The 19784-nt window shown below is 69.9% G+C and carries 19 protein-coding genes; 9 read left to right on the top strand and 10 right to left on the bottom strand.

Features of this window, described 5'->3' with window-relative positions:
* The first annotated feature begins 72 nt into the window (after positions 1-72).
* Both POF73_RS10595 and POF73_RS10590 read left to right on the top strand, forming a co-directional pair.
* Positions 73-1359, top strand: a complete 1287-nt coding sequence (locus POF73_RS10595) for an acetyl-CoA C-acetyltransferase (protein WP_272114318.1) — start codon at positions 73-75, stop codon at positions 1357-1359.
* A gap of 349 nt (positions 1360-1708) precedes the next feature.
* Entirely contained in the window at positions 1709-3637 is a 1929-nt protein-coding gene (locus tag POF73_RS10590; protein ID WP_272114317.1) for an AMP-dependent synthetase/ligase, read from the top strand.
* Between the two features lie 547 nt (positions 3638-4184).
* On the opposite strand, the gene POF73_RS10585 is transcribed toward POF73_RS10590, so the two are convergent.
* The gene (locus POF73_RS10585; RefSeq protein ID WP_272114316.1) at positions 4185-5471 is read right to left on the bottom strand and encodes a diguanylate cyclase domain-containing protein; all 1287 of its coding nucleotides are present in this window, start codon (positions 5469-5471) and stop codon (positions 4185-4187) included.
* 44 nt (positions 5472-5515) lie between these two features.
* Positions 5516-6121 (bottom strand): DUF2867 domain-containing protein, encoded by a 606-nt coding sequence (locus POF73_RS10580; protein ID WP_272114315.1) that lies wholly within the window; start codon positions 6119-6121, stop codon positions 5516-5518.
* Positions 6122-6251: 130 nt separating this feature from the next.
* On the opposite strand from POF73_RS10580, the gene POF73_RS10575 reads away from it, so the two are divergent.
* Positions 6252-6812: a TetR/AcrR family transcriptional regulator gene (locus tag POF73_RS10575; RefSeq protein WP_272114312.1), complete on the top strand. Its 561-nt coding sequence runs from the start codon at positions 6252-6254 to the stop codon at positions 6810-6812.
* 45 nt (positions 6813-6857) lie between these two features.
* Complete coding sequence (locus tag POF73_RS10570; protein WP_272114311.1) at positions 6858-10355, top strand: NACHT domain-containing protein; 3498 nt, start codon at positions 6858-6860, stop codon at positions 10353-10355.
* On the opposite strand, the gene POF73_RS10565 is transcribed toward POF73_RS10570, so the two are convergent.
* Entirely contained in the window at positions 10326-10580 is a 255-nt protein-coding gene (locus POF73_RS10565) for a DUF397 domain-containing protein (protein ID WP_272114310.1), read from the bottom strand. The genes POF73_RS10570 and POF73_RS10565 overlap by 30 nt on opposite strands.
* Complete coding sequence (locus tag POF73_RS10560; RefSeq protein ID WP_443049475.1) at positions 10577-11449, bottom strand: helix-turn-helix domain-containing protein; 873 nt, start codon at positions 11447-11449, stop codon at positions 10577-10579. The genes POF73_RS10565 and POF73_RS10560 overlap by 4 nt, the downstream gene beginning before the upstream one ends.
* Positions 11450-11573: 124 nt before the next feature.
* Between POF73_RS10560 and POF73_RS10555 the strand changes: the two genes are divergently transcribed.
* Together POF73_RS10555 and POF73_RS10550 are read left to right on the top strand one after the other, a co-directional pair.
* The gene (locus POF73_RS10555; protein ID WP_272114309.1) at positions 11574-12026 is read left to right on the top strand and encodes an ATP-binding protein; all 453 of its coding nucleotides are present in this window, start codon (positions 11574-11576) and stop codon (positions 12024-12026) included.
* Positions 12027-12141: 115 nt separating this feature from the next.
* Positions 12142-13278 carry a sugar ABC transporter substrate-binding protein gene (locus POF73_RS10550; protein WP_272114308.1) on the top strand — a complete coding sequence of 379 codons (1137 nt, stop codon included), beginning with the start codon at positions 12142-12144 and terminating at the stop codon, positions 13276-13278.
* Here POF73_RS10550 and POF73_RS10545 read toward each other — a convergent pair.
* A complete protein-coding gene (locus POF73_RS10545; RefSeq protein WP_272114307.1) occupies positions 13271-14179 on the bottom strand; it encodes a LysR family transcriptional regulator in 909 nt (302 codons plus the stop codon). The genes POF73_RS10550 and POF73_RS10545 overlap by 8 nt on opposite strands.
* 199 nt (positions 14180-14378) lie before the next feature.
* On the opposite strand from POF73_RS10545, the gene POF73_RS10540 reads away from it, so the two are divergent.
* Positions 14379-14924, top strand: a complete 546-nt coding sequence (locus POF73_RS10540; protein WP_272114306.1) for a DUF6817 domain-containing protein — start codon at positions 14379-14381, stop codon at positions 14922-14924.
* Between the two features lie 141 nt (positions 14925-15065).
* Entirely contained in the window at positions 15066-16856 is a 1791-nt protein-coding gene (gene kstD / locus POF73_RS10535) for a 3-oxosteroid 1-dehydrogenase (protein WP_272114305.1), read from the top strand.
* Positions 16857-16860: 4 nt separating this feature from the next.
* Here the strand turns inward: kstD and POF73_RS10530 are convergent, their stop codons facing one another.
* The 4 genes from POF73_RS10530 to POF73_RS10515 are packed head-to-tail and all read right to left on the bottom strand — an operon-like array spanning position 16861 to position 18804.
* Positions 16861-17508, bottom strand: coding sequence for a class I SAM-dependent DNA methyltransferase (locus POF73_RS10530; RefSeq protein WP_272114304.1), 648 nt, complete (start codon positions 17506-17508; stop codon positions 16861-16863).
* A 27-nt stretch (positions 17509-17535) separates the two neighbouring features.
* The gene (locus tag POF73_RS10525) at positions 17536-17778 is read right to left on the bottom strand and encodes a hypothetical protein (RefSeq protein ID WP_272114303.1); all 243 of its coding nucleotides are present in this window, start codon (positions 17776-17778) and stop codon (positions 17536-17538) included.
* A gap of 25 nt (positions 17779-17803) precedes the next feature.
* Positions 17804-18118, bottom strand: coding sequence for an AzlD domain-containing protein (locus POF73_RS10520; protein WP_272114302.1), 315 nt, complete (start codon positions 18116-18118; stop codon positions 17804-17806).
* Complete coding sequence (locus POF73_RS10515; RefSeq protein ID WP_272114300.1) at positions 18115-18804, bottom strand: AzlC family ABC transporter permease; 690 nt, start codon at positions 18802-18804, stop codon at positions 18115-18117. Before POF73_RS10515 ends, POF73_RS10520 begins: the two co-directional genes overlap by 4 nt.
* An 81-nt stretch (positions 18805-18885) precedes the next feature.
* Between POF73_RS10515 and POF73_RS10510 the strand changes: the two genes are divergently transcribed.
* Positions 18886-19434, top strand: coding sequence for a helix-turn-helix domain-containing protein (locus POF73_RS10510; protein ID WP_272114299.1), 549 nt, complete (start codon positions 18886-18888; stop codon positions 19432-19434).
* Positions 19435-19549: 115 nt separating this feature from the next.
* On the opposite strand, the gene POF73_RS10505 is transcribed toward POF73_RS10510, so the two are convergent.
* Positions 19550-19753, bottom strand: a complete 204-nt coding sequence (locus tag POF73_RS10505; protein WP_003992177.1) for a cold-shock protein — start codon at positions 19751-19753, stop codon at positions 19550-19552.
* Positions 19754-19784 lie beyond the last annotated feature (31 nt).

The raw sequence follows: 19784 nt of genomic DNA, 5'->3' as shown, positions 1-19784 counted from the left end.
GTGCGCTGCAGAACTGACTCCGGAGTAAGGTTACCGGAGGTAAGGGCATCGTGACGTGAGGAGTGGGTGGAGATGAGCACGCTGTTGGCCCCGGCGGTACGGCGCGTCGCGATCATCGGCGGCACGCGTATCCCGTTCGCCCGCTCCGACGGTCCGTACGCCACCGCGTCCAACCAGGACATGCTCACCGCGGTGGTCGACGGCCTGGTCGAGCGGTACGGGCTCGGCGATGCGGGCGCGGTCGGGGAACTGGTCGCCGGGGCCGTGCTCAAGCACAGCCGGGACTTCAATCTCGCCCGCGAGACGGTCCTCGGCTCGAAGCTGGACGCGCGCACGCCCGCGTACGACATCCAGCAGGCCTGCGGCACCGGTCTCCAGGCCGTCATCGCCGCCGCCAACAAGATCGCACTGGGCCAGACCGAGTCGGCGATCGCGGGCGGCGCGGACACGGCGAGCGACGCACCCCTCGGCGTCAACGACGAGCTGCGCCGGATCCTGCTGGAGGCACGGCGGGCGAAGTCCCTGGGCGGCCGGGTCAAGGCGCTGGCCCGCGTCCGGCCCGGCCACCTCGTCCCCGACATCCCCCGCAACGCCGAGCCCCGCACCAAGCTCTCCATGGGTGAGCACGCCGCCGTCACCGCCCACGCCTGGGGCATCACCCGAGAGGCCCAGGACGAGCTGGCGGCGACGAGTCACCAGCGGCTGGCGGCGGCGTACGAGCGCGGCTTCCTCCAGGATCTGGTCGTGCCCTTCCGCGGCCTGGAGCGCGACCAGAATCTCCGCCCCGGTTCGACGCCGGAGAAACTGGCCGCGCTGAAGCCGGTGTTCGGCCTCGACCGGCCGGGCCCCACCATGACGGCGGGCAACTCGACGCCGCTGACGGACGGGGCGGCGGTCGTGCTGCTGGCGAGCGAGGAGTGGGCGGCGAGCAGAGGGCTGGAGCCGCTCGCCTACCTCACCGCCTACGAGACGGCGGCCGTGGACTTCGTGCGCGGTGATGTGGCGGACGGTGAGGACGGGCTGCTGATGGCGCCGGCGTATGCCGTCCCGCGCATGCTGGAGCGGTCCGAACTCGCCCTCTCCGACTTCGACTTCGTCGAGATCCACGAGGCCTTCGCGTCCCAGGTGCTGGCCACGCTGGCGGCGTGGGAGAAGCGGGGGCTCGCGCCCGTGGACCGCGCCCGGCTGAACGTGGCCGGATCGTCCCTGGCCACCGGTCATCCCTTCGCGGCGACGGGGGCACGGATCGTGGCGACGCTGGCCAAGCTGCTGGCGGAGAAGGGCGGTTCGGGCCGCGGGCTGATCTCGGTCTGTGCGGCGGGAGGGCAGGGCGTGACGGCTGTGCTGGAGCGGGCGTGACGGCTGTGCTGGAGTGGATGGGACGGCTGTCCTGGGACGGATGGGAGAGCTGTCCTGGAACGGACCTGACGGTCGTCGTGGGGTGGACGTGACGGCTGTCCGGAGCGAAGGTAAGGGGATGGTGAGGCGAAGCTGAGTGGCCCTCACATAACCCCCGACGTTGCACATACCCGGCCCCGGACCACCGCCGAACGCGCACAAGGCCCACACGCCGGAGCCGTACGATCACCTGCCTAACCAGCGGTAACACTGTTCCGCAGGCCTCCGCAGATGAACGCCACGGTGCGCGAGGCACGTACGTCATGCAGCAAGCAGTTTCTTCGCTGCACGCCCGCCGCAGGAGCCGCCCGTGTCCACCCCGCTTCCTTCCTTCGCCCCCTCGGCCGCCTTCGACGACGCTCCCGGGCCGACCCTGGTCCAGCCCGAGACGCGACGGCTGGACGGGGCGGTACGGGAGGCGTTCGTACCGCCGTTCGCGCCCCCGGTGACCCATGGGTCGCTCGCGGACCTGCCGTTCGACAACGCGAGCGCGGTTCCGGGTGCGGTGGTGCTCAGCCGTAAGGGCGAGGACGGGCAGTGGTCGGACGTGACGGCGACTCAGTTCGCCGATCAGGTGCAGGCGGTGGCGAAGGGGCTGATCGCCGAGGGGCTGATGCCGGGGGACCGGATCGCCGTCATGGCCCGCACGCGCTACGAGTGGACGCTCCTCGACTTCGGGGCGTGGGCGGCCGGCCTCGTCACGGTGCCCGTCTACCCCACCTCGTCCGTCTTCCAGACCCGCTGGATCCTCCAGGACTCGGGCGCGGTCGCCCTGGTCACGGAGACCGCGGCCCAGGCGGCCGCCCTCGGCCCCGAACTGCACCGGGTGCCCGATCTGCGCCACATGTGGGTGATGGAGAAGGGCCATGTGGAGCGGCTGGCGGAGTTCGGCGCCCAGCAGCCGGAGGGGGAGGTGGGCGTACGGCGCGGAATGCTGGCGCCGGACACGCTGGCGACGCTCATCTACACCTCCGGCACGACGGGCCGCCCCAAGGGCTGCGCGCTGACGCACGGCAATTTCTTCGCCGAGGTGGACAACGCCATCGAGCTGCTCTACCCGATCTTCAAGACGCGAACGAGTGAAGAGGCGTCGGTGCTGCTCTTCCTCCCCATGTCGCACGTCTTCGGCCGCATGGTGGCGGTGGCCTGTATCCGGGCCCGGGTCCGCCTGGGCCACGCGCCGAGCCTCAAGGCGGAGGACCTGCTCCCCGATCTGGCGGCCTTCCGTCCCACCTGCCTCCTCACCATCCCCTACATGCTGGAGAAGGTCTTCAACTCCGCCCGCGCCAAGGCCGAGACGGGCGGCCGGGTGACGTCCTTCGACCGTGCGGCATCGGTCGCCGAGCGCTACGGCGAGGCACTGGAGGCCCGGACGGCGGGGGCGGGTGGCGGCCCCGGCACGGCACTGAAGACGGCCCGCGCCTTCTACGACCCGCTCGTCTACCGCCGTATCCGCAACGCCATGGGCGGCAGGGTGAAGTACGCGATCTGCGGCGGCTCACCGCTTGGCCGTCGCCTGGCCGCGTTCTACGCCGGTGCGGGCATCGAGATCTACGAGGGCTACGGCCTCACGGAGACGACGGGCGCGGCGACCGTGACGCCCCCGCTCAAGCCCCGCCTGGGCACCGTCGGCTGGCCGCTGCCCGGCACCAGGATCCGGATCGCCGCGGACGGCGAGATCCTGATCGGCGGCGAGCAGGTGCTGCGCGGCTACTGGGACCCGGCGGCGGGCGGCGTCGTCCCCGCGGCGGCGGACGGCTGGCTGCCGACCGGCGACATCGGCGAACTCGACGACGAGGGCTACCTGACGATCACCGGCCGCAAGAAGGAGATGCTGATCACGGCCGGCGGCAAGAGCGTGGCCCCCGCGCCTCTGGAGAACTGGCTCCGCTCGCACCCCCTCATCTCCCAGTGCATCGTCCTGGGCGACCGCCGCCCTTACGTCTCCGCGCTGATCACCCTGGACATGGACGGCGTCTCCCACTGGCGCCGCATGAACGGCAAACACTCGGTCCCCGCCGAACTCCTCGTCACCGACGACGAGTTGCGAGCCATCCTGCAACGCGCCGTGGACGAGGCCAACAAACTCGTCTCCCGCCCGGAATCCATCCGCCGCTTCGCGATCCTCCCGACCGACTTCACGGAGATGGACGGCCACCTGACACCGTCGATGAAACTGCGCCGGGATGCGGTGTTGCGGGACTTCGCGGGGGAGGTCGAGGAGATGTACGGGAAGTAGTACTCCTGCACCAGAGGTGCAGTTACCGTCCTGGCCTGGGGCGAGACGAGAAGTGAGTGGAGGCGAGCGGGGAACGCTCGCCGGCGGCCGGGGGAGACGTGAAGGCGGCCGCTCTCGGGGATGGCAGCCATGCCACGTACATCGAGAAGCAGTACGTGGGAGGTGTGGCCGCGGTCCCGAATGGATGATCAGGCAGATCGAGGAATTCCTCCGCGCACGGAATTCCGGATATCTGTGGATCGAGGCAGAAGCGGGTATGGGCAAGTCCGCGCTCGCCGCGTTTCTGGTACGCGAGCGCGGCTGGTTCCATCATTTCGTCCGCTACTCCCGGGGGAAACCGTCCGGGTCGGACTGCAGAATCTGGCCGCACAGTTGATCAAACACTACGAACTGTGGGACCTGGCCCCCAATAACTTGCTCCCGGAACGGCGCTGCACCCCTGAGGGATTCGAGACAGTGCTGACGCGTGCGGCCCAGGCCGAACGGGCCCGCGACCCACACGGCCGTGTGGTACTGGTCGTGGACGGCGCGGAAGAGGGCGCGGTCGTCAGAAGCGGGGCCGCGCCCGTCTCTGCTCCAGCTGGGCTTCTGTGTCCCGTCTCATGCTTCGCCTCTCGTCGGACGACAGATACGAGGAGAGGTGCAGGAGCTTGTCCCTCTCCCGCTCGAAGTCGCCGCCGAGCTCGGGCAGTGCGAGGGGCGCCGCCGCGAGCGAGGCGCGGTGCCGGACCTTGGCCTCCTTGACGCCCAGCACGGCACGCAGGATCAGGCTTGGGGCGTCCTCCGCCACGCCGTGCCAGTGCGCGATGGAGCCGGTGGCGCTCACGTGGAGATCCCTGGAGAGGTGCGACCACTTGTGCCGCCGTATCCTCGCGACCAGCTTCCCGGCCCGTTTCTCGGCCGACGGGGCGTCGACGTCCCGCTCCACGACGACGTACTGATCACCTCTGAGGCGGCACAGGGCGGCGGACTCGGCGCTGTGTGCGGCGACCATTTCACTGCACCGGCGAATCACCAGGTCGCCGACGTGCTCGCCGTAGACGTCGTTGATGCCCAGCAGCCCGTCGACGTCCAGGTAGGTCAACGCCGCCGACCGCGCGCCCGCCAGGAATCTCGTCACGAAGTCGGCGCACTCGCTCTCGTTGAAGAGGGGGATCGGCTCTGCCGTTCGATCGTCATGGGCAGCGCCGTCATGAGTACTGTGCCGCGCACGGGCCAGCGGACCGGCCAACCGCATGGCCGAGACGTCATCGCCAGAGCCGCCTGGGTCGTCCGCCTCGTCGCCATGCAGCCGTATGTCGTCCGCGCCGGTGTAGCCCTCCAGCAGGACGGAAGTGCATCCCTGCTCAACGGCCTCCTTCAGGGTCGCGCCGAACCCGAGCGCCCGGTAGAAGGAGGCTGAGAACAGGGCGGCCTGCTCGTCCCCCCAGCGTTCGATCGTGCCGACGGCGCACCGTCCGCGGCGTGCGATGTCCTTGGCCATCTCGGCCGAGTAGCAGGAGTTCAGCAGCACGACCCTGACCGAGCGCGCGGCATCGAGCCCGAGCAGCCGCAGAACGGCCTCCCGTGACACCGGCTTCGCCCGCCTGTCGTTGCCGACCAGGTCGATGGCGTTCAGCGAACTGTGTCCGGAGAAGTGCAGCACGGTCGGGGCGTGCCGGTTGATCTCCCGCAGCAGATCGTCGGCACGCGCGGCCCAGACCGGCACGAACTCGATCTCGGCGGCGTAGGGGCTCTGCGCCGTCCGCTCCTGGATCAGCCGCATCTCCTCGTCGAGGGCCAGCCGTCCGGTGTCCAGCGGATTCGCGGCCACCAGCAAAACCTTCACGGACACCGTCCCCGGGGTGCGAACTCGTCGCTTCCGACAGGGAGTTGATGCTACATCGGGGCCCTCCGCCGGGCGGCGTTCGCCTCCCACTCGCGGCCGATGGAGCGCATGAGGGCCGGGTACACCCCGATGTACCGGAAGGGCTTGATGGCGGCCATGTAGAGCGCCCCGAACAGGCCGTTCGGCTTCACCAGTACGGCCATCTGGCCTCGGTGGCCGCCGGACGCGTCCGGGACCCAGCCGATGTGCATCACCGCGTGCACGGTCTTGTTGCCCATCTCGGCGGCCCATTCGTCGTCCCGCTGGTAGAGGGAGGTGAACGGGGACGAGCCGAGGTCGGGACCCCGGGGGCCGTCGCGAAGGTCCGCCGGCAGCCGGTCGCGGAGGGAGGGCAGGCGGGTTCCGACGCCGCTGCCGGGCTTGTCCCAGCCGAGCAGTGCGCCGAGCTTCCAGCGGACCGTGAAGAGCGCTCGGGAGACGAGGCCGTCCCCCTTCACCCCGCCGCCCATTCCGTCGGCGAACTGGCGCACGAGCCACACCAGGTCGTCGGGGCCGCCGGGGGTGGGCAGGGCCCACACGTCCTCGACCGTGAAGTCGCCGGCGATCTCATGGATCCGCCAGGGGCGGTCTGTGTGGGCGGTCCGGGGAAGTCGCATGAGAGGCCCCTATCCCTATATCCCTACGGCGATCTATACGGCGATCTATACGGTGGCGTATAGATCGAGCGTAGACCCATCTATACGCCACCGTATACTCGGCGGGTGCGGACGTGAGGAGGCACACACCATGGGCGCGACCCGCACGCCACGGGGCAAGTGGATCGAGGAAGGCCTGCGGGCACTCGTCGCGGGCGGCCCCGAGGCCGTCCGGATCGAGGTGCTGGCGCAGTCCCTGGGTGTCAGCAAGGGCGGCTTCTACGGGTACTTCCGCAACCGTGGAGCACTGCTCACCGAGATGCTCGACACCTGGGAGCACGAGGTCACCGAGAGCGTGATCGAACAGGTGGAGAGCGGCGGCGGAGACGCCCGGACCAGGCTGGAGCGGCTGTTCACCCTGGTCGCCGCCGCCACCGACGGTCCGGTGCGCGGCGTCACCGCCGACATGGCGATCCGCGACTGGGCCCGCCGCGACCCGGCCGTCGCCGAACGTCTGCGCCGCGTCGACAACCGCCGTATGGACTACCTGCGTTCCCTGTTCTCCTCCTTCTGCCCCGACGAGGACGAGGTCGAGGTCCGCTGCCTGCTCGCCGTCTCCGTGCGCATCGGCAACCACCTCAACGCCGCCGACAACGGCAAACGCAGCCGCGCGGAAGTGATGGAGCTGATCCGGCAACGGCTGCTGGAATAGCGGGGATTGCTGCTGGAACGGGGGGTTGGCGGCTAGCGTCCTGCCATGGTGTGGAAGCCGAAGCGGGTCGGGACGGCGGCCGGGGAGCGGTCGGTCGGGGCGGCGGGTGACGTCAAGGCCGCGGCGACCGGCGACAACAGCAGCGCGACGTACACGCACATCGAGAACCAGTATTTACAGCCGCCGGTCCGGGAAGCGGCCGAGCTGTCGCCGGAGAAGAAGGACGAGGCGCTACGTCGCTACTCCATCCGTATCCGCGAGACCTACGGTCGCCTGGACCTGGACGTCCTCATCCCCACCGAGGAGGGCGAGCACCCTCCCGTCGGCCTGGACGAGGTGTTCGTGGCGCCGACGGTGCGGGCGGATCCGCCGCCGGTGGAGTTGCCGCGCGACATCCGGCAGCGGTTGGTCGACGCCGGGGAGTGGCCGTCGAGCCTGCCGCCCGGGCTGGAGCGGGAGGCGCTGGAGCGGGCTCGGCGGGCGTATGCGGACCGACCGGCGCGGGACGTTCTGGAGGTGCTGGCCGATCCGGGCGAGCACCGCATCGTGCTGCTCGGCGACCCGGGGGCCGGAAAGTCGACGCTGGCCCGGCATCTGGCGCTCGCGCTGACGCAGGAGATGCCGGCGGGCGCCCCGCTGGAGCCGTTGGCCGGCCGGATGCCGCTCGTCGTGGAGCTGCGGGAGTACGCGGCGGGGGAGTGGCGGGAGCGGACCTTCGAGGAATTCCTCAGGCATCTGCACGGCACGAAGGGGATGGCGCCGCCGGTGCCGGTGGTCGAGCGACTGCTGGCCGAGGGGCGTGCTGTCGTCGTCTTCGACGGGCTGGACGAACTCTTCGACCCTGCCGCGCGGGAACAGGTCGGCCATCGGATCGCGGACTTCGCCGGGCGGTACGGGGATGCCGGGGTGCGTGTCGTGGTGACATCGCGGGTCATCGGGTATCGGCGGGGGGTGCTGGACAGCGCCGGGTTCGCGCACTACATGATCCAGGACCTGAGCAAGGAGCAGATCCGGCGGTTCGCCGGGCAGTGGTACGGCACCGCATATCCGAACGACACGGAGCGCGCCGACCGTCTGTGCCGACGGCTTACGGAGGCGGTGGGGTATTCGCGGCCGGTGGGTGAACTCGCCGGGAATCCACTGCTGTTGACGATCCTGGCGATCATCGGCCGACGTCGGGAACTGCCTCGGGACCGGCAGGGCGTCTACCGCCACGCGGTCGCGGTCCTCGTCGCCCACTGGGACGAGCACGCCAAGAACCTGCGCGCTCCCACCGACGTCGAAGCCCTGTCGTACCTGGGCGACGAGGACCGGCATGAGCTGCTGCGCCTCGTCGCTCGGCGGATGCAGGACGGGGACGGGGGGATCGCCGGGAACCACATCCACCAGGACGAACTGCTGGACACGTTCAAGGAGTACCTGCGGGAGCAGTACGAACTGCCGGTCTCGCAGGCGGTCTCGGCGGCGCGGACGATGGTGCGGCAGTTCCGGGAGCGGAACTTCATCCTCAGCCATTACGGGGGCGGGGTGTACGGCTTCGCTCACCGGGCCTTCCTGGAGTACCTGGCTGCCGTGGACATCGACCGGCGGTACACCCGAGAGCGGGAGTGGACGCCGGAGGAGTTCATCGAGGAGGTCTTCGCTCGGCGGGCGGAGGATCCGGCGTGGCATGAGGTGTTGCTGCTGGTGGTCGGGCAGATCGGGGAGCGGGAGGCGGGGGCGGCTGTCGATCGGTTGTTGGAGATGCATCGGCGACGTGTCGACCGGAGTTGGGAAGCACCTTTGCTGGTGTTGGCTCTGCGGGCGCTGGCCGAGGTCCGCCGAATCGGTGCGCTGGCTGCGCAGAGCAGAGCGGTCGTGGACGCGATGATTGCGCTCGCGGAGGAGACGCACCTGCATCACATCGCGATTCAGACTGAGGGCATCGAGCAGGCGCTGGCGATGTTTCCGCCTCACTGGAGCGGGCGTTCCCGGTATCTGCGCTGGTTTCACCTGCGCGGCCAGTTTGTGGGCACCGCCACGACGGGAGAGTGCGCGGCCAGGCTCTACCAAAGGCCGGCGATCCAGCAGGTCATGGCCGTCCATTCCCCGAACCGCCATGCTCGGGCGGCTTTGCTCAAGGAGCTGGCGGAGCGTTGGGGAACCGAGCGAGATGTCCGTGAGCTGATCCGGATCAGTGCGGTCGCAGATGGTGACCCGAGCGTCCGTGGAACGGCTTTGGCCCTTCTGCCTGAACTCGGAGCGCTTGAATCCGGCATCAAGGATCTGATGGCGGATCGCTCGATGACGGATCCCTCGCTGCAAGTCCGTGCCCTGGCGCTGGCCCTTCGCGGCGACACCGAACCCCATGATCTGTGGGCGCCCCTGGCCGACCTCACCGTATCCGCGGACAGTGAGTCCCGCCGCGTAGCGGCGTTGTCCGCGCTGGCTCTGTACCGGAGCAAGAGTCGCGAAGTCAGGGCGTTGCTGGCCCGCCAAGCTGTCGAGGCCCCCGAGGGGCAGGTGCGTGCGGAGGCACTGCGCGGTCTGGGCGACGTACTCGACGACGAGCGCGTGGCGGCACTGATGCGCAGCCGGGCGATTGAGGACCCACACCCCACGGCGCGGCACATGGCCCTCAATTACCTCACCCAGTGCTGCGGGGACTGGGAAATTGCACGCAGACTTGCCGTCGAGGACGAGGACGGGTTTGTCCGATCGCAAGCCCTGTTCAGTCTGGGAGACCTGCGCAGCGACGACCCCGAAACCTGGCATCTGGCGCGTCTCCGAGCCGTTGAGGACCCGAGCAAGCAGGTCCGTGCCGCAGCCTGCTCCATGCTGTGGAAGCTGGTGGGAGACCAGACCGACACCTGGGAGTTCCTCCGTGACCGAGTTGCCGCGGAGTCCAGCGCGAGCGCCCGGCGGGCCGCTCTCTACGGACTCGTACGGCTAAGGGGGAACGAGGCCGAAACCTGGGAACTGGTGCGCGCGTTGGCTGTCGGCGACCCCGAACAGGAGCTGCGCGCCGACGCTGTGGCGTACTTGTGCGGGCGTAGAGGCGATGACGCCTCCACATGGGCGTTGGTCTTCGACCGGCTGAAGAACGATCCGGGAACCCAGGTTCAGTGGCAGACACTGCTGTCCCTGAGGCACTACCAGGGCGATGAGACGGTCAAGTGGGAGACGATCCGCGGCTGTGTGAACACCGGCAGCGCCTTCGCGATCAGGCTTCAGGCACTGGCGCTGCTGGCCATGGGCCGGGGTGACGACGCGTTGACCCATGCGCTGATCAAGGACTTGGCCACTTCCAATGCCGCTCCCTCGGTCCGCGCCGACGCCGTGCGCTGGTACGCCGTCTGCGCGCCGGACGAGAGCGCAGTCGAGTTCCTGCGGGGCCACGCTGTCGGCAGCCCCTATTCAGAGGACCGGACTGCCGCACTGCAATCCCTCGCCTACGGCTGGCCCGCGCACCCGGCAACCCTGCCGTTCCTGCGCGAGCACGCCGACGCCGACACGATCGCAGCGGCCGAGGCGCTAGCCCCGCTCGCCGACCAACTCCCCTGACAGGAACGCCGACCAGGTGGCAGGGGAGAGGGTGAGCCGAGGGCCGGTGGGGTTCTTGGAGTCGCGGATGTGGATGGTGTGGGGGCAGGTGGCGACCTCTACGCATTCGCCGCCCTCGCCGCCGCTGTACGTCGACTTGCGCCAGCTGTAGGCGACTTCGAGGCATTCACCGCCCTCGCCGCTGCTGTAGCTGGACTTGAACCAGTCGAGTCTGTCGGTGTTCACAGCTCCCCCAACTTCTTCTCGATCAAGGCGCGGGACTCCAAGGGATTGAGGGCCAGCGCCCGCATGATCCCATAGCGCTCGGCGAGCTTCCGTACTTCCTCCGCGTCGGTGATAAGCCTCGGATAGCCCTGCGCTTCTGTGTAGCCCACTTGAGCATGCTTCTGGGGCGTCAGAAGGTTGAACGCGCTGTCCAGGTTGGGGTGTTCCTCGACGTTGGTCGGCATGATCTGGAGCTCGACGGCCCGCAGGCGGCTGATCCGCAGCAGGCGCTCCAACTGCTCCGCGAAGACCGCTTTCCCGCCGATCGGCCGGTCCAGGATGACCTCTTCGAGCACGTAGCTGATGACCGGCAACGGGGCGCGGTCGAAGACCTGCTGCCGGGACAGCCGGTCCGACACCCGCTTCTCGATGGCCTCCTCGCTGAGGAGCGGGCGCCGTTTGACGAACACGGCGTGCGCGTAGTCCGGGGTCTGTAGCAGCCCCGGCATGCCGTGGATGGCATAGAAGTGCAGCTCAACCGCCTCCGCCTCCAACGCCGCATAACTCCGATACCACTCCGGATGCCGAGTCCGTCGCTTCGACATCGCCTGCTCGACGTCCTCCATGGCGTCCGTCAACAACCCACCGGCGTTGAGCAGTTCGTCCGCCTTTTCCAGGAACTCGGGCCGGGGCACCCGTACTCCCCGTTCCATCGCCGAGATCTGATCGGGCCCGTACCCGACCTGCTGCCCGAGTTCCTTCTGCGTCATCCCCGTTCGCTCACGCAGTCGCCGCAGCATCTTGCCCAGCGTGCTGAACAGTTCGATGGTTCCGTCGGCCTCGGCCGGGGTCTCCGGCCTCCGCTCCCGCTCGTCCGTCACGTGCGTCACCGCCCTCACGTCGTCGTGGTCACGGCCGACCGCCCGACACCGGCACACCCCGCAGCCGTACTGCTACCCAGAGTCGCGCAATCGCCCCTGGTCAGACTAGATACAACCGACCACGCTCAGTGACGTGAACGCAGAAATCGCCACTCCCACGAGCACCCCCACCCCCACCGTCACCTTCGCCCAACGCCTCAGCCCCACCCCCCGAGGCGCCCGCCTGGCCAGACGTCTCGCCGCGCATCAACTCGCCGCCTGGGGGCACCCGTACGACAGCGACGCGAACCACACCGCCCAGCAACTCGTCGCCGAGCTCGCCGCGAACGCCGTCACCCACGGTCGCGTTCCCGGGCGCGACTTCGAACTGCGGCTCACTCTCCTCCCGGAGGGCACCCTGCGCATCGAGGTGAGCGACGCGCGCGGCGACCGGCAACTGCGGTTCGTCACGGAAGCGGAATCGGGTGGTGAGGGCGGCCGAGGGCTGATCCTTGTTCAGCTCCTCGCTCTGACCTGGGGAGTTTCGGAGCGGGGCGTCGGGAAGACCGTCTGGGCGGAACTCCGCCTGAAGGAGCGGTACTCGTGAGTAGTAAACGGTTGCCTTCTCGTTACGACAACACCTTGACGTGACATGCCCAGTGCGCGTTGGCTACCGCCAACCCGGGTCGCAACGCCGCTCCTCCAGTCAGAAGGCACCACTCGTGAATGCTCGTACCCCCCACACCTCCGCCGTACGCCGTACAGGCATAGCCCTCGCCGCTTCCGCCGCGGCCCTCACGCTCACGGCGTGCGGGGTCGTCGACGGTATCGGGGGCGGTGACAGCTCTCAGGCGCCGGAGAAGGGTGACGACATCACGGTGGGGCTGCTCCTGCCCGACAAGGACACGGCGCGCTTCGAGAAGTTCGACTATCCCCTCATCAAGAAGGAAGTCGGCGCCCTCACCAACGACAAGGGCAAGGTCGTCTACGCCAACGCCGAGGCGAGCCCGAAGAAGCAGAGTCAGCAGTTCCAGCAGATGATCGACGACCAGGTGGACGTCATCCTGGTCGACGCGCTGGACGCCAAGGCGATCGCGTCGGACGTGCAGAAGGCCAAGGACGCGGGCATTCCGGTCATCGCCTACGACCGGCTCGCGGAGGGGCCGGTCACGGCGTACGTCTCCCACGACAACGAGCTCGTCGGCGAGGTCCAGGCACGCTCGCTCGTCGAGGAACTCGGCTCGAAGGCGGCGTCCAGCAAGGTCGTCATGATGAACGGCGACCCGGCCGACCCGAACACGGGCCGGTTCAAGAAGGGCGCGGTCGGCGAACTGGAGGGCGCGGTCGACATCGTCAAGCGGTACGACACCGACAAATGGTCGCCCGAGGTCGCCAAGAAGAACATGCAGACGGCGATCGCCTCCATCGGCGTGAACAACATCGCCGCCGTCTACTCGGCCAACGACGGCATGGCGGGCGCCGTCATCGAGGCGCTCAAGGACGCCGGTGTCAGCAAGATGCCGCCGGTGACCGGGCAGGACGCCAACCTGGACGCGGTGCAGCGGATCGTCGCGGGCGAGCAGTTCATGACGGTGTACAAGCCGTTCGCACTGGAGGCGACCGACGCCGCGAAGATGGCCGTGTACAAGGTCCAGGGGCGGGACATCGAGTTCGACGCGCTGACGCAGGACTCGGTCGACAGCGGGTCGGAGAAGAACATTCCGGCGCAGCTGGTGTCGGTGGTGCCCGTCACCAAGAACAACGTCAAGAGCACGGTGGTCCGGGACGGCGTCTACACCGTCAAGGACATCTGCACCGCCGAGTACGCGGCGGCCTGCGCGGCGATCGGACTCAAGTAGCAGAGGAGCCCCGCTGTCGGCGGTACCCCTCCACCAGGTCCGCGAAGGCCCTCGCCGGCGGGCTGAGTGCGTCCCAGCGGCGGACCGCCCAGCCCACCGGGAGGGGCCGCAGGGCGGGTACGGGGATCAGGCGCAGGGTGCCGTCGCCGGGGACCCGCAGTCCCGGAAGCGCCGGCACCACCGCCCGGCCCACCCCCAGCTCGGCCAGCAGCAGTGCCGTGTCCCAGTCGGCCACGCTCGTGTCGTGCGCGAACCGGACGCCCGACTCGGCGCAGGCGGCGTCCAGATGCGCGGCCGAGGCGGAGTTCGGCGGCAACCGGATCAGCCGTACGTCACGCAGGTCGGCGTCGGCCTCGACGTACGGCCGCTCGGCCAGGGGATCGTCGGACCGTACCGCCAGCACCCAGGGCAGCTCCACGACCGGGCGCTGCTCGATGCCGCGTACCGGTGGGCCGAGGGTGATCCAGGCCAGGTCGAGGGTGCCGTCGGCCAGCGCGTCGAAGCTGCCCCGGCCCGAACTCACCGTGCGGAACTCCAGGTTGACCCGGGGATGCCGACGCCGGTACGCGACGACGGCCTCCGACATGAAGTGCCGTACGGTCGTCGCGCCGGTGGCCACGCGGACGTACCCGCTCTCGCCGTCGACCAGATCCCGCAGCTGCCGTATCGCCAGATCCAGCCCGGAGATCCCCTCGGCGGCGGCCGCCTCCAGCACTCGTCCGGCCTGGGTCGGTACGACGCCCCGCGGCTGTCGCTCCAGCAGCGCGACCCCGGTCTCCCGCTCCAGCCGCTTCACATGCTGACTCACCGCCGACTGCGTGCACCCCAGCTCCCGGGCCACCGAACTCAGACTCCCGGCGCGGCACACGGCCACGAACACACGTAGATCATCAAGGGTCATGAGCTCCAAGTTAAGCTCCAAGCCATCCCTTGGGTATAGCGACAAATCCCAAGGATTGACTGGCCCTTGCCCGCTGTACGACGATCCTGAACGGGCCCGGGCGGCAACCCGCTCCACACCCCCCGACGAGTCCGGACGGTGCGGGGGGAGGGAGCGGGTGCCGACCCAAACAGTGGACGAGCGACAGGAAGGACGGCACATGTCGAGCCCCATCGATCGGGCAGAGTCCCTGCTCAAGGACCTGGGCGCCGAGACCGTCCCGCACCCCGGCGGCACCCTTCTCGTCCATCTGCGCCGCGTACGGGCCCGGCTCGCCGTCTGGAACGCCCGTCCTGCTCTCCAACTCGCCGGTCTCTGCCATGCGTTCTACGGCACCGACGGCTTCCCGACGGCTCTGCTGCCCCTCGCCCGCCGCGGCGAACTGGTGGAGGTGATCGGCGCGGAGGCGGAGGCGATCGTGTACTTCTACGGCTCCTGCGACCGCGCGGCCGGGTATCCGGCCCTCGCGGACCCTGGTGCACCCTTCCGCGACCGCTTCACCGGCCGGTCGCACACCCCGGACACGCCCCGTCGTCGCGACTTCGCCGAGCTGACCGCCGCCAACGAACTCGATCTCGCCGACCACGATCCCGCGTTCCGCGAACGCTACGGCCCCGACCTGTTCGCCCTGTTCACCCGTTTCCGGCCGCTGCTCAGCGGGGCGGCCTGGGCGGACTGTCTGGCCCTTGACGGTGCAGGCCGGTGAACAGGGATCACTGACGTGATGACATGATCTCGACTCCAACGACCCCGCACAGGCCTTGACTTCACGAGGTGGCCGCGTCACATTCACGTTTCTGACACACCCTCAGGAGCGCGGCGTCGTCGTCCGTAGGGAGCGGCCTTCATGCCCACCAACTCCGGCTCCACCAGCGCGAGCCCGTCCCGAAGACACGTCCTCGCCGCCGGTGCCGCGGGCTCGGCCACCGCCGCACTCGGACTCGTCGGAACGGCCCGGCAGACCGCCCTGGCCGCCGACCTGCCCCTCCTCGGCACCTACGACGTCGTCGTCATCGGCTCCGGAGCCGCCGGCATGACCGCCGCCCTGACCGCGGCCAAGCAGGGCCTGAGCTGTGTCGTGCTGGAGAAGGCGGCCACCTTCGGCGGATCCGCCGCCCGGTCCGGTGCCGGGATCTGGATCCCCAACAACTCGGTGATCCTCGCGGCCGGCGTTCCGGACACGCCCGCGAAGGCCGCCGCCTATCTCGCCGCCGTCGTCGGCCCGGACGTTCCCGCCGACCGGCAGCGGGCCTTCCTCGCCCACGGCCCGGCGATGCTCTCCTTCGTCATGGCCAACAGCCCGCTCCGGTTCCGCTGGATGGAGGGCTACAGCGACTACTACCCCGAGCTGCCCGGCGGTCTCCCGAACGGCCGCTCAGTAGAGCCCGCCCAGCTCGACGGCAACCTCCTCGGCCCCGAACTGGCCCGGTTGAACCCGCCGTACATGGACGTGCCGGCCGGCATGGTCGTCTTCAGCGCCGACTACAAGTGGCTGGCCCTGGCCGCGGTGAACGCCAAGGGGGCCGCGGTCGCCGCGGAGTGCCTCGCGCGCGGTACGGCGGCCGCCCTGCGGGGCGAGAAGCCGCTGACCATGGGGCAGTCGCTGGCCGCCGGCCTGCGGGCGGGGCTGCGGTCAGCCGGGGTTCCCGTGTGGCTCGGCACACCGCTCACCGACCTGTACGTCGAGGGCGGCGCCGTGACCGGAGCGGTCGTCACCCGGGACGGCGGCCCCGGCCTGGTCCGCGCCCGCCGGGGCGTGATCGTCGGCTCGGGCGGCTTCGAGCACAACGCGGCGATGCGCGAGCGCTACCAGCGTCAACCGATCGGCACGGACTGGACGGTCGGCGCGAAGGAGAACACCGGCGACGGCATCCAGGCCGGGCACCGGATCGGCGCCGCCCTCGGTCTCATGGACGACGCCTGGTGGGGCCCGGCGATCCCGCTCCCCGGCCGGCCGTACTTCTGCCTCGCCGAACGCACCCTCCCCGGCGGCCTGCTGATCAACGGCGCCGGAGCCCGCTTCGTCAACGAGGCCGCCCCCTACAGCGACGTCGTCCACACTATGTACGACGTGAACGCCACCGACCCGGCCATCCCGTCCTGGCTGATCGTCGACCAGCACTACCGGAACCGCTACCTCTTCAAGGACGTCCTGCCGACCCTGCCGTTCCCCGCCGCCTGGTACGACTCGGGCGTCGCGCACAAGGCCTGGACCCTGGACGCCCTCGCCACCTCCATCGGCGTCCCGGCAGCAGCCCTCCGCACGACCGTGGACCGCTTCAACTCCCAGGCCCTGAAGGGGGACGACCCCGACTTCCACCGGGGTGACAGCGCCTACGACCACTACTACACGGACCCGTCCGTCCTGCCCGACTCCTGCCTGGCCCCGCTCTGGCTGCCCCCGTACCACGCCTTCCGGATCGTCCCGGGCGACCTCGGCACCAAGGGCGGCCTGCTCACGGACGCGCGGGCGCGGGTGCTGCGCGAGGACAGCTCGGTGATCCCCGGTCTGTACGCCGCCGGGAACGCGAGCGCCGCCGTGATGGGGCACAGCTACGCGGGGGCGGGCTCGACGATCGGCCCGGCGATGACGTTCGGCTACATCGCGGCGCGGGACATCGCCGGGAACCTTCCGTAGCCGGTCACCCGGGCTTCCTGGCGATCAGGAACGCCTGCTGGGACGTCTCGTCCAGCGCCGGGTCCGGTTCGCGGACGGTCCGGGAGACCAGGGCGAAGCCGGCCGCCGTCAGCAGGTCGGCCATGTCCTCCGGGCGGCGGCGCTGGAAGGTGAGCGAGACGGGGTGGCCGAAGGGGCGGTCGTGGTGCCGGTGTTCCTCGCCGGCCTGGAAGGCCACCAGCAGGGGCGCGCCGGGGGCCAGCACACGGTGGAACTCGGCGAAGAGGGACGGGAGTTGATCCACGGGAGTGTGGATGGAGGAGTAGAAGGACAGGGCGCCCGCCAGCGCGCCGTCCGGAAGATCCAGCTCCAGCATCGAGCCCTGCTCGAAACGCAGCCCCGGGTTCTCGCGGCGGGCGATCGCGAGCATCGACTCCGACAGATCGACCCCGAACACGGGCAGCCCCAGCGCGGCGAGCCGCGCGGTCGTCCGACCGGGCCCGCAGCCCAGGTCGGCCACCGGTCCGTCCCCCTCGACCAGCTCGGCGAACACCCCCAGCACCGCCCGCTCCAGGGGTCTGTTCGCCAGCTCCTCCTTGAAGAGGTCCGCGTAGTCCTCGGCGATGGCGTCGTAGAAGGTGCGGGTGGTGGCGAGGAAGTCGGCTTCGGTCATGGTCGGAGACCTTAGCGACGCCCGTGACTACTCGCTGCCGGTTTCCTGTCCTGCCGGCTGCTTTCCGTGAAGGCCGAGTGTGACGCCGAGGGAGCTGCCTATCCCTATGCCCATGGCCACCCCGATCCCGATGTTGTCGAAGACGGTCAGCCCGAGCGCGACGCCGATGATCGTGCCCAGGCCCATCCCCAAAGCCAGGCTCATCGCCATTTTGTTGTCGGCAGCAGTCCCGCCGTCTTCCCCGTGGCTCTTCTCATCGCTGCTGGTCATCCGGCGATTCTCCCAGGTGCCTGCCTCAAGCCACCCCCACCGCCCGCAGCACCGCGGTGACCCCCGCCGCCCCCAGCACCACCACCGGGAACGGCAGCCTGCGCCACGCCAGTACGCCCGCCGCCAGCACCCCGGCCGGCCGTGCCCACCCCGCGAAGCCTGCGTCCTCGGTCAGCGCGCCCGTGGCCAGCAGGGCCGCCAGCAGGACGATCGCGCCCGCGGACAGGAGCTCCTGGACCCGGGGCGGGAGTTCCACGCGCCCGTGGAGCACCGGCCCGACCAGCCGGAAGGCGTACGTCCCGACCGCCAGCGCCAGCATCATGGCCACCGTCGCGCTCATGCCGTAGGCCTCTCGGCACCGCGTCCGTACACGGTGAGCCCCGTCAGCGCCACCAGCACCGGGACCCCCGCCGGGACGCCCGGTGTCACCGCCAGTGCCAGAACGGCGCCGAGCAGCGCGGACCGCCGTACGGCAGGGTCTTCGCGCAGGGCGGGCAGTACCAGGGCGACGAGGACGGCGGGGAAGGCGGTGTCCAGGCCGTAGGCGGCGGTGTCGCCGAGCGCGTCGCCGGCCAGCGCCCCGGCGAGGACGCCGAGATTCCACACGGCGAACAGACCGAGGCCGGAGATCCAGAAGGCGGCTCGGCGTCGTGCCGGGTCCGGCTGGGCGAGAGCGAAGGCCACCGTCTCGTCGGTGACGAGGTGGGCGCCGAGGAGACGAGTGAGGCGGCCCCGGCCGATGACGTCCGCCACGGCCAGGCTGAACGCCGCCGTGCGTGTGTTGAGCAGCAGCCCGGTGGTCGCCGCCGCGAACGGCCCGCCCCCGGCCAGCAGCACCCCGACCGCGCTGAATTGGGCCGAGCCCGCGTACACCACCAGTGACATCACCACCGGCACCCACACCGGCAGCCCGCCGGCCACGGCGATCGCGCCGAAGGAGACGCCGACGACACCGCTCGCCAGCCAGACGAGTGCACTGTCGCGCACCAGAGGTGCCATCATCGGTGTTCGGAGAAGCGAACGCATGTTTTCCAGAATGAACAGCCGAGGGTGCGTTCGTCAAGGCGAACGAACGTACTCGTAGAGCGAACGGCAGGAAGTGGACCCATGAGCGAGCCCCTCACCTGGATCGCCGCCGCGCTGCGGCGCGAGCGCACCCGGGCCGGACTGTCCCTGTCCGAGCTGGCCAAACGGGCCGGGATCGCCAAGTCCACGCTGTCCCAGCTGGAGGCGGGCGGCGGGAATCCCAGCGTGGAGACGCTGTGGGCGCTGGGGGTCGCCCTCGGTGTGCCGTTCAGCGTGCTGGTGGAGCCGCCGACGCCGGCCGTGCAGGTGATCCGGGCGGGCGAGGGGCCCGCCGTCGCCTCCGAGCGGGCGGACTACGCGGCGACCCTGCTCTCCGCCAGCCCGCCCGGCGCCCGCCGCGACCTCTACCACCTGCGCGCGGAACCCGGCCCGGCCCGGGAGTCGGAGCCGCACATTCCGGGGAGCGTGGAGCATCTGATCGTCAGCACGGGGCGGGTCAAGGCGGGACCCCGGGGCGAGGAGGTCGAACTGGGGCCGGGCGACTACATGTCGTATCGCGGGGATGTGCCGCACTCGTACGAGGCGCTGGCGCCCGGGACGACGTTCGTACTGGTCATGCAGCACATCTAGCCCGGCATTCGGTCCGCCGGGCAAAAAGGCAGGAGCCCCGTCGCCTTTCGGCGTGGGGCTCCTTGGGTACTGCTATCTGTTCCGGATCAAAGCACCAGGCTCCGAGACCGAATGATCAGACGGGGGTGACGTTCTCCGCCTGCGGGCCCTTCGGGCCCTGGGTCACGTCGAAGGAGACCTGCTGGTTCTCCTCCAGCGAGCGGAAGCCGCTCGCGTTGATCGCGGAGTAGTGAACGAAGACGTCGGGGCCGCCGCCTTCTTGGGCGATGAAGCCAAAGCCCTTTTCGGCGTTGAACCACTTCACGGTTCCGGTAGCCATAAGCCCTCCTTGGGCCCAAAGGGTTGCCCTG

This window comes from Streptomyces sp. HD (assembly GCF_028369295.1).
Classification (GTDB): Bacteria; Actinomycetota; Actinomycetes; order Streptomycetales; family Streptomycetaceae; genus Streptomyces.
This window is presented reverse-complemented; position numbering and strand designations above follow the sequence as displayed.